Annotated in this window: 12 protein-coding genes; 3 read left to right on the top strand and 9 right to left on the bottom strand. The window is 63.2% G+C overall.

The genetic code is table 11. The features are described from left to right. Positions 1–16: 16 nt before the first annotated feature. The 7 genes from hydA to aptA all read right to left on the bottom strand — a co-directional run bounded on the left by hydA (position 17) and on the right by aptA (position 9,651). The gene (hydA, locus tag AC1RMD_RS12305; RefSeq protein ID WP_492926905.1) at positions 17–1,411 is read right to left on the bottom strand and encodes a dihydropyrimidinase; all 1,395 of its coding nucleotides are present in this window, start codon (positions 1,409–1,411) and stop codon (positions 17–19) included. Between the two features lie 19 nt (positions 1,412–1,430). After that, positions 1,431–2,912, bottom strand: coding sequence for an NCS1 family nucleobase:cation symporter-1 (locus tag AC1RMD_RS12300; protein WP_492926904.1), 1,482 nt, complete (start codon positions 2,910–2,912; stop codon positions 1,431–1,433). 74 nt (positions 2,913–2,986) lie between these two features. Then, positions 2,987–4,282 carry an NAD-dependent dihydropyrimidine dehydrogenase subunit PreA gene (preA, locus tag AC1RMD_RS12295; RefSeq protein ID WP_492926903.1) on the bottom strand — a complete coding sequence of 432 codons (1,296 nt, stop codon included), beginning with the start codon at positions 4,280–4,282 and terminating at the stop codon, positions 2,987–2,989. Beyond that, positions 4,282–5,652 carry an NAD(P)-dependent oxidoreductase gene (locus tag AC1RMD_RS12290; protein WP_492926902.1) on the bottom strand — a complete coding sequence of 457 codons (1,371 nt, stop codon included), beginning with the start codon at positions 5,650–5,652 and terminating at the stop codon, positions 4,282–4,284. The genes preA and AC1RMD_RS12290 overlap by 1 nt, the downstream gene beginning before the upstream one ends. Positions 5,653–5,680: 28 nt before the next feature. Next, positions 5,681–7,183, bottom strand: a complete 1,503-nt coding sequence (locus tag AC1RMD_RS12285; RefSeq protein WP_492926901.1) for a CoA-acylating methylmalonate-semialdehyde dehydrogenase — start codon at positions 7,181–7,183, stop codon at positions 5,681–5,683. Between the two features lie 22 nt (positions 7,184–7,205). Beyond that, complete coding sequence (gene ald, locus AC1RMD_RS12280; protein ID WP_492926900.1) at positions 7,206–8,321, bottom strand: alanine dehydrogenase; 1,116 nt, start codon at positions 8,319–8,321, stop codon at positions 7,206–7,208. 13 nt (positions 8,322–8,334) lie between these two features. Then, entirely contained in the window at positions 8,335–9,651 is a 1,317-nt protein-coding gene (gene aptA, locus AC1RMD_RS12275) for an omega-aminotransferase AptA (protein ID WP_492926899.1), read from the bottom strand. 203 nt (positions 9,652–9,854) lie between these two features. Here aptA and AC1RMD_RS12270 point away from each other — a divergent pair, with 203 nt between their 5' ends. Together AC1RMD_RS12270 and AC1RMD_RS12265 are read left to right on the top strand one after the other, a co-directional pair. Next, a complete protein-coding gene (locus AC1RMD_RS12270) occupies positions 9,855–11,330 on the top strand; it encodes an aminotransferase-like domain-containing protein (RefSeq protein ID WP_492926898.1) in 1,476 nt (491 codons plus the stop codon). After that, positions 11,312–11,992, top strand: a complete 681-nt coding sequence (locus AC1RMD_RS12265; RefSeq protein ID WP_217942989.1) for a TetR/AcrR family transcriptional regulator — start codon at positions 11,312–11,314, stop codon at positions 11,990–11,992. The genes AC1RMD_RS12270 and AC1RMD_RS12265 overlap by 19 nt, the downstream gene beginning before the upstream one ends. On the opposite strand, the gene AC1RMD_RS12260 is transcribed toward AC1RMD_RS12265, so the two are convergent. Both AC1RMD_RS12260 and AC1RMD_RS12255 read right to left on the bottom strand, forming a co-directional pair. Next, positions 11,955–12,884, bottom strand: a complete 930-nt coding sequence (locus tag AC1RMD_RS12260; protein ID WP_492926897.1) for a choice-of-anchor A family protein — start codon at positions 12,882–12,884, stop codon at positions 11,955–11,957. The two genes, AC1RMD_RS12265 and AC1RMD_RS12260, sit on opposite strands and share 38 nt — an antisense overlap. Positions 12,885–12,950: 66 nt before the next feature. Next, positions 12,951–14,036 carry an FxDxF family PEP-CTERM protein gene (locus AC1RMD_RS12255; RefSeq protein ID WP_492926896.1) on the bottom strand — a complete coding sequence of 362 codons (1,086 nt, stop codon included), beginning with the start codon at positions 14,034–14,036 and terminating at the stop codon, positions 12,951–12,953. Between the two features lie 146 nt (positions 14,037–14,182). Between AC1RMD_RS12255 and AC1RMD_RS12250 the strand changes: the two genes are divergently transcribed. Further along, entirely contained in the window at positions 14,183–14,755 is a 573-nt protein-coding gene (locus tag AC1RMD_RS12250) for a GNAT family N-acetyltransferase (RefSeq protein WP_492926895.1), read from the top strand. The last annotated feature ends 3 nt before the right edge of the window (positions 14,756–14,758 follow it).

Genomic DNA, 14,758 nt, shown 5'->3' with positions numbered 1-14,758 from the left:
CTCTACTCCTCTTTGATTAGCGCGCCGACGTCGGCTTGAACGACGGACGGTCGATATGCCGGCCCGCGCCCTCCACCGCCATCAGCACACCGCGATGGAACACGACGTTACCGGCGGCCAGCGTGGTGCTCGGGACGCCGCGCACGGTGCGGCCTTCGAATACATTGAACCCGCCCTTGGCAAACTGCGTCAACGACGAAATGGTGCGGCTGCCTTCCGGGTCCCACACCACGATGTCGGCGTCGGCGCCGACGGCGATCACGCCCTTGCGTGGATACATATTGAAAATCTGCGCGGCGTTGGTCGACGTCACCTTGACGAATTCCGACGGCGTCAGCAAGCCGCTGTTGACGCCCGCATCCCACACCACGGACATGCGGTCTTCCACGCCGCCGCAGCCGTTCGGGATCTTGGTGAAGTCGTCCTTGCCGGCGGCTTTCTGCTCGGCGCAGAAGGTGCAGTGGTCGGTCGCGGTGGTGTGCAGGTTGCCGCCTTGCAGACCATGCCACAACGCGGCCTGGTGGTGCTTGCTGCGGAACGGAGGGCTCATCACATGGCCAGCCGCGAAGTCCAGGTCCTCGCTCTGGTACACGCTGTCGTCGATAACCAGGTGGCCGGCCAGCGCCTCGCCGTACACGCGCTGGCCGTTGGCGCGGGCGCGGGTGATGGCGTCCAGCGATTCGGCGCACGAGACGTGCACGATGTACACCGGCGTGTTGAGCACATTGGCGATGGCGATGGCGCGGTTGGCCGCTTCCGCCTCCACTGCCGGTGGACGCGACAGCGGATGCGCGCTCGGTCCGGTCATGCCCTTCTTCAGCAGGTCCTGCTGCAACTGATAAACCAGCTCGCCGTTCTCGGCGTGCACGGTCGGAATCGCGCCCAGCTCCAGCGAACGGCGGAAGCTTTTCACCAGGGTCTCGTCGTCGGCCATGATGGCGTTCTTGTACGCCATGAAGTGCTTGAAACTGTTGACGCCATGCTCACGCACCAGGATGCCCATGTCGCGGTGCACCGTCTCGTCCCACCAGGTGATCGCCACATGGAAGGTGTAGTCGCCGGCGGCCTTCTGCGCCCAGCCGCGCCACTGGTGATAGGCCTCGATCAGGTTCTGCTTCGGCGCCGGGATCACGAAGTCCATGATGGTGGTGGTGCCGCCGGCCAGGCCGGCCGCCGTACCGGTGTAGAAATCGTCCTGCGTCACGGTACCCATGAAGGGCAGGTTCATATGGGTGTGGGTATCTATCCCGCCCGGCATCACGTACTGGCCGCTGGCGTCGATCACCTTGGCCGACGCCGGCGCATCCAGGTTGTCGCCGACGGCGACGATCTTGTCGCCGTAGCAGAGCACATCGGCGCGAAAAGCCCGGTCGGCGTTGACGACAGTGCCGCCGCGGATGATAGTTGTCATAGACATCTCCTGAATCTCTTTAGGGGTGGGCAGCCCGGATCGCGGGAACTGCTTTGCCCTTCATCATAACTCCATACACCAGCGCGGAAATAGCGATTCCCACAAACCAGGCATAGGTATAGATCGTTTTAAAGGCGGGCGCCACATCGGGGAAGGACGCCGGGAAAGCGGCATTGAGGAAGCCGGGGATATTCGGCAGCACGCCGACCACAAACGCCACCAGCGCGACCATGTTCCAGCCGTTGCCATACGAGTACTGGCCGTCTTCGCGATACAGCTCGGAGACGTTCAACTCCGTCTTGCGCACCATGTAGTAGTCGACGATCAGGATGCCGGCGATAGGCCCCAGCAGCGCCGAATAGCCGATCAACCAGGTGAAGATATAGCCCTGTGTGGACTCGAGTATCTTCCAGGGCATCATTACGATCGCGATGCCGGCCGTGATGTAGCCTCCCACCTTGTACGAGATCTGCTTGGGCGCCAGCGACGAAAAGTCATAGGCCGGGCCGACCAGATTCGCCGCCAGGTTGACGGACACCGTATCGATCAACAGTATCAACAGCGCGATCAGCACCGCGGCGCCGGTCATGCGGCTGGCCAGGTCGACCGGATCCCAGATCGCCTTGCCGTACAAGACCACCGTGGCGGAAGTGACGATCACCGCCATCATCGCCAGCAGGCCCATAGGCACCGGCAGGCCTACCGACTGGCCCAGCACCTGGTCGCGCTGCGATTTGGCGAATCGCGTGAAGTCGGGAATGTTCAACGCCAGCGTGGCCCAGAAGCCTACCATCGCCGTCAGCGAAGGCCAGAACACGGACCAGAACTGGCCGGCCTTCTTGCCGCCGGCGACAAACTGCGAAGGCGCCGACAGCAGGTCGCCGAAGCCGCCTGCCTTGTTGTAGACCCAGCCGAGCAGCACGAAGCAGATCAGGATCTTCAGCGGTGCGGTATAGGTTTCCAGCTTGCGGATCGCATCCATGCCGTGCACGATGTACCAGAACTGGATGCCCCAGAAAGCCAGGAAGCACAACAACTGACCGCCGTTGATGCCGAGGCCCGCGATCTTGTCGCCGCCGATGTCACCGCCCATCATCACGCCGAGCAGCGTGTAGATCATCTGGCCGCCGAACCAGGTCTGGATGCCGTACCAGCCGCAGGCGACGATGGCGCGCATCAGCGCCGGCAAGCGCGCGCCGGAGGTACCGAACGAAGAGCGGGCCAGCACCGCATACGGAATGCCGTACTTGGTGCCGGCATGGCCGATCAACAGCATCGGCAACAGAACGATGGCGTTCGCGAGGAACACGGTCAGCACGGCCTGGTAGCCGGACATGCCGCCTTCAATCAAGCTGGCGGACAGCGTGTAGGCCGGTATGCACATCACCATGCCGACCCACAGCGCGGCGAAGTGATACCAGCGCCAGGTGCGTTGCGCCTCGGTGGTCGGTGCCAGGTCTTCGTTCCAGAGTTGCGTGCTGCCAGAGAGTTCTTTGCTCACGGGGCTTTCTCCAAAGGTTGATATGTCCTTCTATCGCTGCAAGTTCCGTACCTTGTACCGCGCATTTATACCATTTATACCGTTTCCGTCACCTTGATGTTCTCCGCGCGCGGGTTGCGCGGGTCCTGTGTCCAGTTCATGTATGGCTTGCCTGTGTTCTGCGGCACCATCGTGATGCAGCCCTGCACCGGGCAGGTGATTTCGCACAGGTTGCAGCCCACGCATTCTTCCTTGATGACTTCATACGTGCGCACGCCGCTGGCCGCGTCGATCAGCTGCGCGATCGACTGGTGCGACGTGTCTTCGCACGCCACGTAGCAGCGGCCGCACTTGATGCAGTCGTCCTGGTTGATCTGCGCGATCACCTGGTAGTTCATGTCCAGGTATTTCCAGTCGGTCGTATTCGGCACGGCCTTGCCGACGAATTCGCCGATGCTCTTGTAGCCCTTCTCGTCCATCCAGCGCGACAGGCCGTCCTTCATCTCTTCGACGATGCGGAAGCCGTGCAGCATGGCGGCGGTGCAGACCTGCACACAGCCCGAACCGAGCGCCATGAACTCCGCCGCGTCGCGCCAGTTGCCGATGCCGCCGATCCCGGAGATCGGCAGCCCCTTGGTCTGCGGATCGCGGGCGATCTCGGCGACCATGTTCAGCGCGATCGGCTTGACGGCCGAACCGCAGTAGCCGCCGTGGGTGCTGGCGCCGCCGACGATCGGGAAGGCCACCATCTGGTCCAGGTCCAGGTGGGTGATCGAGTTGATGGTGTTGATCAGCGAGACCGCATCGGCGCCGCCGGCCTTGGCGGCGCGCGCCGGTGCGCGCACGTCGGTGATGTTGGGTGTCAGTTTGACGATGACCGGCAGCTTGGAGTGCGTCTTGCACCAACGCGTGACCATCTCCACGTATTCGGGAACCTGGCCCACGGCCGCGCCCATGCCGCGCTCCGGCATGCCGTGCGGGCAGCCGAAATTGAGCTCGATGCCGTCGGCGCCGGTGGCTTCCACCAGCGGCAGGATATCGGCCCACAGCTTCTCTTCGCACGGCAGCATCAGCGAAACGATGATGACGCGGTCGGGCCAGTCCTTCTTCACCTGCGTGATCTCTTGCAGGTTGATTTCCAGCGAACGGTCGGTAATCAGCTCGATGTTGTTGAAGCCGAGGACTTCGCGGTTCTTGCCGTAGTGCGCCGAGTAGCGCGACGATACGTTGACTGCGGCCGGATCCTCGCCCAGCGTTTTCCACACCACGCCGCCCCAACCCGCCTCGAATGCGCGCACCACGTTGTAGGCCTTGTCGGTCGGCGGCGCGGAGGCCAGCCAGAACGGATTGATGGACTTGATGCCGCAGAATTCTATGCTCAGGTCAGCCATTATGCAGCCTCCTTCATACCGTTAATGTCGTGATGGATGGCGTGGGCCGCCAGTTTTCCGTGCTGTACCGCCTGCACGGTCAGGTCCTGTCCGGGCGCCACACAATCGCCGCCGGCGTAGATGCGCGGCAGGACTGTGCGGAACTGATCGTCGACGTGGATTTTGTCACCGTCGCGTTTCAGCGTTTTCGCCAGTGGATCACTGATGCTCTTTTCGTCCATGCTCTGGCCGATGGCTTTGAAGATGGCGTCGGCCGCGATCTCGAAAGTCTCACCGGTGCCAGCCAGACGGCCGTTGGTGATTGCGGTTTTCTCGAAGCGCATGCCGCGCACGCGGCCCGCTTCGTCCAGCAGCACTTGCTGCGGCTGGGCCCAGGTGCGCATGCGGACCTGGTTTTCTTTCGCAATGTGTTGTTCGTGTTCGGTGGCGCTCATCGCGTCGAAGCCGCGACGGTACACCAGCGTGACCTCTTCCGCGCCGAGGCGCTGGATCTGCACCGCCATGTCGATCGCGGTATTGCCGGCGCCGATGACGATGGCGCGCGCCGGCAGCGGCAGCTTGCTCAGGTCGTCGGCCTGGCGCAGCGCGGCAATGTAGTCGACGGCGGCCAACAGGCCGGGAGCGTCTTCGCCGGTCAGGCCCAGCTGCTTGCTGGCGCCCAGTCCCAGGCCGAGGAACACGGCGTCGTATTGCGCGTGCAGGTCCTTCAGCTCCACGTTGCCGCCCAGAGCTTGACCATGCTTGATTTCGATGCCGCCGATTTGCAGCAGGAAGTCGACTTCCTTCTGCGCGAAATTGTCGGTCAGCTTGTACTTGGCGATGCCGTATTCATTCAGGCCGCCGGATTTTTCCTTCGCTTCGTAGATCACCACGTCGTTGCCCAGCATCGCCAGGCGGTGTGCGCACGACAGTCCCGCTGGACCTGCGCCGACCACGGCGATCTTCTTGCCGGTCGATGCGGCGCGCGCGAACGGGTGCCCGGTGAGCGTCATGTTGTCGATGGCATAGCGCTGCAGCAGTCCGATTTTCACCGGCTGGCCTTCGGCGTCGTGGTTGCGCACGCAGGCGTCCTCGCACAGGATCTCGGTCGGACAGACGCGCGCGCAGCTGCCGCCCAGGATGTTCTGCTTGAGGATGCCGACCGCCGCACCGTTGACGTTTTCGTCGTGGATATTGCGGATGAAACTGGCGACGTCGATATCCGACGGGCAGATGCGCGTGCACGGCGCATCGTAGCAATACAGGCAGCGCGAGCTTTCGATCGCGGCCTGGCGCGCATTCAGCGCGGGTGCCAGGTCAGTGAAGTGTTCCGCCAGTGTGGCATTGGCTTCCTTCGGCTGGGGCATGTATTTGAGAGATTCGATCATCATACGATTTCCTGGCTAGACGTGGTGGCGATTACTTCATCTGTGGGAATGCAAATTCTGCGCCAGCGCTTGCGGTGTTCGGCCAGCGCTGCATCACTGCCTTGTGGCGCGTGTAGAAACGCACGCCTTCGGGGCCATATGCGTGGTGGTCGCCGAACAGGCTGCGCTTCCATCCGCCGAAACTATTGAAGGCCATCGGCACCGGCAGCGGCACGTTCACGCCCACCATGCCGACCTGGATCTGTCGCACGAACTCGCGCGCCACGCCGCCATCGCGCGTGTAGATCGCCACGCCGTTGCCGTACTCGTTACGGTTGATCAGCTCCACCGCGCTGCCCACGTCCGGCGAACGCAGCATGCACAGCACGGGGCCGAAAATCTCTTCCTTGTAGATCGTCATATCCGGCGTGACGTGATCGAACAAAGTACCGCCGATGAAGAAGCCGTTCTCGCGCCCGGCCACAACGTGGTTGCGCCCATCGACCACCAGTGTCGCGCCCTGCGCCACGCCCTCGCCAATCAAGCGCTCTATGCGCTGCTTGGCCGCGCTGGAAACGACAGGCCCCATTTCGGCATCCGACGCCATGCCGTCGCGCACTTTCAGTGCGGCGGTGCGCTTTGCCAGTGCGTCGACGATCTTGTCGCCCGCATCGCCAACCGCCACCACCACCGAGATCGCCATGCAGCGCTCGCCGGCCGAACCGTAGGCCGCGCCCATCAGCGCATCGACGGTCATCTCCATGTCCGCATCCGGCATGACGACCATGTGGTTCTTGGCGCCGCCCAAAGCCTGCACACGCTTGCCCGCAGCGCAGCCGCGCGAGTAGATGTATTCGGCGATCGGCGTCGAACCGACGAAGCTCACCGCCTGCACCACAGGATGATCGAGCAAGGCATCGACCGTCACCTTGTCACCCTGGATGACGTTGAACACGCCGTCCGGCAAACCGGCTTCCTTCAGCAGCCGCGCATGCAGCAGCGACGGCGACGGATCGCGCTCGGAAGGCTTGAGAATAAAAGTGTTCCCGCATGCGATAGCGACCGGGAACATCCACATCGGCACCATCACCGGGAAGTTGAACGGCGTGATGCCGGCCACCACGCCCAGCGCCTGGCGCATCGACCAGGCGTCGATGCCGCGCGAGATCTGGTCGGTGAATTCGCCTTTCAACAGCTGCGGAATACCGACCGCGAATTCCACCATCTCGATGCCGCGCGCCACTTCGCCCTGCGCATCGGCGAAGGTCTTGCCGTGTTCACGCGTCAGCATCGCCGCGAATTCGTCGGTGTGCTGCTGGCACAGCTGCAGATATTTGAACAGAACACGGGCGCGCGTCAGCGGCGGCGTGGCGGCCCACGCCGGGAAAGCTTTTTCCGCGGCGCGCACCGCGGCATCGACTTCTTCCGTCGTGCCCAGCGCGACCCTGGCCACCGGTTCGCCCAGCGCGGGATTGAACACGTCCGCGTAGCGGCCGCTTTGCGTATCGACTTTAACGCCGTTGATGTAATGGGTGATGGTGTCCAGGTTGCTCATGATCTTCTTTCAAATTTCGGCATCAGCCCAGCAGGCTGTCCGGGTCTACATAGGTATAGCCAAGGCCGTGCGCCACCGCTTCGTAGGTGACCTGGCCGAGACAGACATTCAAACCGTGCTTCAGATGCGGGTTGGCTTTCAGCGCTTTCTGCCAGCCCTTGTCGGCCAGCGCTACCGCATGGACTATGGTTGCGTTGTTCAGTGCGAAGGTCGACGTGCGGGCGACGGCGCCCGGCATGTTGGCCACGCAGTAGTGCACCACGCCGTCGACCACGTAGGTCGGCTTCTCGTGCGTGGTGGCGTACGAGGTTTCGAAGCAGCCGCCCTGGTCGATGGCGACGTCCACCACCACCGCGCCCGGCTTCATGCGCGCGATCATGTCCTTGGTCACCAGCTTGGGCGCGGCGGCGCCCGGCACCAGCACGCCGCCGATCACCAGGTCCGCATCGAGCACCGCTTCCTCGATCGAGTGCGCGTTCGAATACATGGTCGAGATGCGGTTGCCGTAGATCAGATCCAGCTGGCGCAGGCGGTCGATGTTCTTGTCCAGGATCGTCACGCGCGCGCCGATGCCGACCGCCATCTGCAAGGCATTGGTGCCGACCACGCCGGCGCCGATGATGGCGATATGGCCCGGCGCCACGCCCGGCACGCCGCCCAGCAGCAGGCCCATGCCGCCCTTGGATTTCTCCAGGTGCGCGGCGCCCGCCTGTATCGACATGCGCCCCGCCACCTCGCTCATCGGCGCCAGCAACGGCAAGCCGCCGTTGGCGCCGGTGATGGTTTCGTAGGCGATGCAGACCGCGCCCGATTCCACCAGCGCCTTGGTCTGCTCCGGGTCCGGCGCCAGGTGCAGGTAGGTGTACAGGATCTGCCCTTTGCGCAGCATCGCGCATTCTTCCGGCTGCGGTTCCTTTACCTTGACGATCATCTCGGCGCGGGCGAAGATTTCGGCCGCCGCTTCGACGATGGTGGCGCCGGCGCCTTCATACATCGCATCGCTCAAGCCGATGGCGACGCCGGCATTTTTCTGCACAAGTACTTGATGGCCACGCAATACGAGTTCCTTCACGCTGGCCGGGGTAAGGCCAACGCGGGACTCCTGGTTCTTGATCTCTTTTGGGACGCCTACCAGCATGGTGTTCTCCTCGTTAGTTTAAGTTTTTAAGTACCGTCGTCAGCTTTCCAAAAAGTTCGTCGATGTGTTTTTTCTCCAGTACCAGCGGTGGCGACAGAGCGATGATGTCGCCGGTGGTGCGTATCAAGACGCCGTCGGCAAAGGCCTGCTTGAAGGCGGCGAAGGCGCGCGCGCCCGGCTTGCCGGCGATGGGCGCCAGTTCGATGCCGGCGATCAGGCCGATGGTGCGGATGTCGATCACGTGCGGCAGGCCTTTGAGCGAGTGCACCGCGTCGGCCCAGTATTCGGCCATGCCGGCCGCGTGTTCGAGGATCTTCTGTTCCTTGAACACTTCCAGCGTCGCCAGCGAGGCGGCGCAGGCCACCGGGTGGCCCGAGTAGGTGTAGCCGTGGAACAGTTCAATGCCGGCCGGCGCTTCCATGAAGGCGTCGTGGATGAATTTTTTGCTGAACACCGCGCCCATAGGAATCACGCCGTTGGTCAGGCCTTTGGCGGTGGTCATCATGTCCGGCTCGACGTCGAAGTAGTCGGCCGCGAACGGCGTCGTCAAACGGCCGAAGCCCGTGATCACTTCATCGAAGATCAGCAGGATGCCGTGCTTGGTGCACAGCTCGCGCAGGCGCTTCAGGTAACCCTTGGGCGGTATCAGCACGCCGGTGGAACCGGCCACCGGTTCGACGATCACCGCGGCGATGGTCGAGGCGTCATGCAGCGCGACGATGCGTTCCAGTTCGTCGGCCAGCTCGGTGCCGTATTCCGGCTCGCCACGCGTGTAGGCGTTCTTCTCCAGGTTGTGCGTGTGCGGCAGGTGATCGACGCCGGGCAGCATCACGCCATAGGGCTTGCGGTTGCCGGCGATGCCGCCCACCGAGATGCCGCCGAAGCCGACGCCATGATAGCCGCGCTCACGGCCGATCAAACGCGTGCGGCTCGCTTCGCCGCGCGCCTTGTGGTACGCCAGCGCGATCTTCAGCGCCGTGTCCACCGCCTCGGAACCGGAGTTGGTGTAGAACACGTGGCCGAACTTATGGTTGGTGTACTCCATCAGCTTTTCGGCCAGGTCGAAGGCGGCCGGGTGGCCCATCTGGAAGGTCGGCGCGAAATCGAGCTGGCCCACCATCTCGCGCACGGCGGCGACGATCTTCGGCTGCGCGTGGCCGCACGGCACGCACCACAGGCCGGCGGTGCCGTCCAGGATGCTGTTGCCGTCGACGTCCTTGTAGTACATGCCCTGCGCCGACACCAGCAGGCGCGGATGGGCTTTGAAATCGCGGTTGTTCGTGAAGGGCATCCAGAAGGACGCCATCGATTCAGGTCTGGATTCGTTCATGCTCATCTCCTGGGATAACAGTTTGCTCGCAAACGTATGGATTTTTTTGACGAACCGTAAAAAAATTTACCAGTTGGCAAAATGATGATGCAATAATAGACAGCGCAACAACTATGGCACAGATACACAAATATCAAAACTGCCCAACCGTACTGGCAACAAAAACACTACAGTTTTGCTTTGCGCTTTAAGTGGAGTCAAGGATGGAGCTAGCGAATCCTGCGATCGATCAAGCCGACTGCCCGCCCGGAGCGGTGGGCTGGCCCGTGCTCGCCATAGAGCGCAGCAGGAAAGGCAGCCTGGTCGACCAGATCGTCTCGGCCATCAGCGCGATGGTGGGCCGCAGGGAGTTGCGCATCGGAACCAAAATGCCGTCGGTGCGGCAATTCGCGAAGTGTAATGGCATCAGTACCTTTACAGTTGTCGAATCCTATGACCGTCTGGTGACGCTGGGGCTGTTGTCATCGCGGCGCGGTTCCGGCTATTTTGTGGCCCGCCAGGACGTGCCCGCGACCTTGCTGCCGTCGACCTTGCAAGCCGCGCCGACCGCCATCGACGCCCTCACCCCCGATCTGTATTCCGGCACCTCGGACGCGCTGGCCGTGGGCGCCGGCTGGCTGCCGCCCGAGTGGTACGGCGAGGACACCATCCTCGACGCCGTGCGCCACGCGATGCGCATCCCCGCCAACCGGCTGCGCGGCTACGGCCATCCGCTGGGCTTCCCGTCGCTGCGCCAGCAGTTGTCGTCCACGTTGAGCGATGAACTGTTCCCGGTCGAGCCGGAACAGGTGCTGCTGACCCACGGCGCCACCCACGCCTTCGACCTGATCCTGCGCACGCTGACCAAGCCGGGCGACACCGTGTTGGTCGAAGATCCCGGCTACAGCAACCTGCTGTCGCTGGTCCGCCACCACGGCTGCGTGCCGGTCGGCATACCGCGCGGCGAGCAAGGCCTGGATTTCGACACGCTGGCGCGGCAGGCCGCGCAAACCCAGCCCAAGCTCATGTTCGTCAACACGGTGCTGCAAAACCCGCTGGGCACTTCGCTCAGCGTGGCGCAGGCGCACCGCCTGCTTGGCATGGCCGAGCAGTTCGATTTCTGGCTGGTGGAGGACGACATCTACCGCGAACTGGCGCCGCGCGGCGAAGCCTCGCTGGCGGCGATGGACGGCCTGCGGCGCGTGATCCGCGTCGGCAGCTTCTCCAAGACCTTGTCGCCGGTGCTGCGCGTGGGTTCGATCTGCGCCTCGGCCTCGCTGATCCCCGAGCTGCTGCGGGTGAAGATGCTGGCCGGCCTGACCACCTCCGAGATCAACGAGCGCGCCGTCTATCACGCCATCACCGCGCGGCCCTACAAGCGCATGGTGGACAAGCTGGCCACCCAGCTGGAGGCCGGCCGCGAACGCGCCATCGACAGCCTGCGCAGCGTCGGCATGGAGCCGCTGGCCAGGCCGCGCGGCGGCATGTTCGTCAGCGCCGGCTGGAGCGAGGCGCCGAGCGCCGACTGGAACGGCAAGATCATCGCCGACCTGGCGCTCAAGTCCGGCATCCTGCTGTCGCCGTGCGATTTCTTCATGCTGCGCGCGCCGGAATCGATCTGGTTCCGCTTCAACGTGGCCTACACCGACCATCCTCAACTCCTGACCTTCCTGAGACTCACATGCCGACAGCAAAACTGAATGCCGAGCCAGCGCCGAAGATCAAACGGCGCGTTCTCAATCGCGACAAACTGGAAGCCGACATCGCCGCCGAGGCGGTGCGGGTGTTCGCCGAATGCGGCTACGAGGGCACCTCGATCGCCACCGTGGCGGAGAACGCCGGCCTGTCGAAGCAGAACCTGATGTACTACTTCCCCACCAAGCAGGCGCTGTACCAGCGCGTGCTGGACGAGGTGCTGGACGAGTGGCTGGAGCGGATGGAAAACCTGGCCTCCGGCGACCAGGACCCGCGCGACGTGCTGCGCACCTACGTGCAGGCCAAGCTGAAATTCTCGCGCGAACAGCCGTGGGCCTCGCGCGTGTACGCGATGGAGGTGATCAGCGGCGCGCAGATGTACGGCGCGCAGATCCAGAACCGCGTGGTGCCGCTGGTGCGCAAGGATATCGAGGTGTTCGAGAAGTGGATCAGCGAGGGGAAGATTGCGCCGATCAATGCGACGCACCTGCTGTTCGCCATCTGGGCGATGACGCAGTCCTATGCGGACTTTTCGGCGCAGATGGCGTTGGTGTTGAACCGCAAGCAGCTCACCAGGAAGGACTTCGACGATGCCGAGAAGGTCATCGTCGATATGGTGCTGTCGGCGATCAGCGTGCCGCGGCCTGCTTGCGACGGCGCGCCATAAAGCCCACCAGGCCCAGGCCCGCCAGCAGCATGGCATAGGTTTCCGGTTCCGGCACGGCGCTGACGTAGCCCCTGACGTCGGTCGGCTTGAAGTAATGGCTGGCATTGATCTGCACCGACGAGCTCCACGAATCGACGATCACATTGCCGGTGATCACGCCGCTGCCGCCGTTGACGCTGGCCAGCGGCGCCAGGATATTCGCGGTCAGGCCGGTGTGGATACCCAGGTCGGTCGCCTGGTAGAAGTTGAACAGCACGTTGTAGTTCTCGAAGCCCTGGTAGCCGCCGTTGAAGCTGCCCTTGTCGCCGCTGACGTTCAGGATCAGCGTGGAGCCGGCGTTCAGGTTGCTGAAGTTGAAGTAGGTGACTTTCGACAGCGTCTTGGCGTCGATGTCGATTACTTCCACGCTCTGCTTGCTGCCGGCGATGTTCAGGCCGCCCCACTGCTCGGTGGCGCTGCCGGTGGTGGACAACTTGGACAGCGAAGTCGACGTCGCCGTCAGTTGGCCGGCCAGCGCAGCCATGTTGACCGGTGCGGCGCCGGTCTTGATTTTCGAGTACACATCGACACTCTGGGTCAGGCTGGACTTGCCGCCGACAAAGGCGTCGCCGTTCTTGATCGAGCCGCTGGTGAATTTCAGGTCGCGGCCGGCGATCAGCGCATAGCCGCCGAAAGCATCGACGTTGTTGGCGTTGACCGAGTAATTGGCCAGCTGCACATCGCGGCCGGCCATGATGGCGCCTTCGACGTCGGCGCTGGGCGCCTTGAAATCGGTGAAGGAGAAGACATTGGCGCCATGCAGCCCCAGATCCAGCACGGCAGCCTGCGCGCTACCCAGGGCAGCAATTGCAAGAACGACAGCAGAAACAGCGGTTTTCGTGACAGCGACCATGAATAGTTCCTTGATAGCAAATTAAATTACTTCAAGTATATCACGTTCCGTTGCCGCAAAGCACTTTCAACCTGGCTGTTTGCGGCGACGCAGCATCGCCCCCATCAAGCCCAGGCCGGCCAGCAACATGGCATAGGTTTCCGGTTCCGGCACCGGCGCGGTCGGCACCGAGCCGGTAAAACTCTGGAGATGGATCTCGCCGAACTGGTTCAGCGTCTTGGCGAACACGCCGCCTTCGACATTGGCGCCGCCGACATTGCTGAAGCTGCCATCGGCCACCAACACCTGGCCGCCGAAGGTGCGGCCGACGCTGACGCTGGTGTCGTGGCCGGCGAAGTTCCAGATCAGCTTGCTGCCCAGGGCCTGCGCCTGGTTGAAATTGGCGTTCAGGCTCAGCATGCTGTCGTCGGTGTTGAAGATCACCGTGGTGGCGCCGCCCAGGTTGAACGAAATATCGGTCACCTTGTTCGAGAAGATCTTGCTGTCTTCGTGGGTCAGGTCGAACACCAGCACGCCATTGACGGCGGTGCCGCTCAGCAGCACGTTGCTGTCGTTGTTGCTATATGCGACCGAAGTGCCGGCGGTCGCATGCAACGCCGACAGCTGGCTCGACAGGCCGGTCATCACCGCGCCGAAATTGGTCGAGGTCGACGCCGCCAGCGTGCTGTTCATCAGGCTGGTCGGCGCGTTCAGCACGTTGTTGTTATTGGTGTTGACGTAGCTGGCCGCATGGCCGGCGCCGTTGAAGTTGACGCCGTTGGCGCTGCCGCTGACCCAGGCCGCGCCATTGAAGCTGGAATTGCTCGCAGCGCCGCCGACGTACGACGCGCCGCTGTTGACGTTGATGCCGTTGGCGTCGCCGCCGGTGACCAGGCCCAGCGCGTTCACATGCACGTTGCCGCTGAGCGTGCCGCCCACGGTCAGGCCGGCATAGGCCGAGGCCGGCGTATCGCCGGCGTGCTGCACATAGTCGCCGCCATTGGCGTTCAGGCCCACGTAGGCGCGGCCGTCCACGTGCGAGGTGGAGCTCAGATTGCCGCTGACGACAACATTGAACTGTTGCAGCATCTGGGTGGCGGTCAGCGGCGCTGCGCAGGCAGTTCCAGACAGCAGGGTTGCGGCGGCAATGGCGATGCAGGTGCGAGCGATCATGGAGCGGTCCTTGGATTGGATATTAGAAGATTAATAGATATTGTTTTTAGTATATCATTATTTCCTGTTGTCAGTATTATGAAAATCACCAACTGGCGTATAAAATCCGCTAAGCTGGCAGGCCGTCTATCAACAGAAGAACCAGCATGCCCAGCTTTGAACCCTTCCAGCTGCAAACCGCCCGCCTCACCCTGCGCTTCGTCGACCACGGCGATGCCGATGCGCTGTTCCGCCTGTTCTCCGATCCCGTCGCGCTGCGCTACTGGAGCAGCGGACCCTGGCTGCACGCCACCCAGGCGGTCGACAACGTCGAGCAAACCCTCAAGGGCTACCAGGACGGCAGCGCGCTGCGCCTGGCGATGCTGCTGCCGGACGGCGAACTGATCGGTACCGTCACCCTGTATGCCTTCGACCGCCGCAACCATCGCTGCGAGATGGGCTATATGCTGGCGCAGCCGCACTGGGGCAAGCGCTACATGCAGGAAGCCTTGGCCGCGTTGATCGCCCATGGCTTCGGCCCGCTGGAGCTGCACCGCATCGAAGCCGATATCCATCCCGACAACATTGCCTCCGGCCGCATCCTGGAAGGCCTGCACTTCCAGCGCGAAGGCTTGCTGCGCGAGCGCTGGTTCGTCGGCGGCGAGATCTCCGACAGCGTGATCTACGGCCTGCTGCGCAGCGACTGGGATCGTGCAACGGTCATTACGCAGGAGCACTGATTT

It is taken from the genome of Duganella sp. GW822-FHT06D06, from assembly GCF_058799615.1.
The sequence above is the reverse complement of the archived record's forward strand: the minus strand, read 5'-3'. Positions and strand labels throughout refer to the sequence as shown.

Bases quoted from the DNA above. Each gene is read 5' to 3' on its own strand.
- preA (WP_492926903.1), bottom strand. From the start codon at position 4,282: ATGGCTGACCTGAGCATAGAATTCTGCGGCATCAAGTCCATCAATCCG.
- AC1RMD_RS12255 (WP_492926896.1), bottom strand. From the start codon at position 14,036: ATGATCGCTCGCACCTGCATCGCCATTGCCGCCGCAACCCTGCTGTCT.
- AC1RMD_RS12285 (WP_492926901.1), bottom strand. From the start codon at position 7,183: ATGAGCAACCTGGACACCATCACCCATTACATCAACGGCGTTAAAGTC.
- hydA (WP_492926905.1), bottom strand. From the start codon at position 1,411: ATGACAACTATCATCCGCGGCGGCACTGTCGTCAACGCCGACCGGGCT.
- AC1RMD_RS12290 (WP_492926902.1), bottom strand. From the start codon at position 5,652: ATGATGATCGAATCTCTCAAATACATGCCCCAGCCGAAGGAAGCCAAT.
- aptA (WP_492926899.1), bottom strand. From the start codon at position 9,651: ATGAACGAATCCAGACCTGAATCGATGGCGTCCTTCTGGATGCCCTTC.
- AC1RMD_RS12270 (WP_492926898.1), top strand. From the start codon at position 9,855: ATGGAGCTAGCGAATCCTGCGATCGATCAAGCCGACTGCCCGCCCGGA.
- AC1RMD_RS12260 (WP_492926897.1), bottom strand. From the start codon at position 12,884: ATGGTCGCTGTCACGAAAACCGCTGTTTCTGCTGTCGTTCTTGCAATT.
- AC1RMD_RS12250 (WP_492926895.1), top strand. From the start codon at position 14,183: ATGCCCAGCTTTGAACCCTTCCAGCTGCAAACCGCCCGCCTCACCCTG.
- AC1RMD_RS12265 (WP_217942989.1), top strand. From the start codon at position 11,312: ATGCCGACAGCAAAACTGAATGCCGAGCCAGCGCCGAAGATCAAACGG.
- ald (WP_492926900.1), bottom strand. From the start codon at position 8,321: ATGCTGGTAGGCGTCCCAAAAGAGATCAAGAACCAGGAGTCCCGCGTT.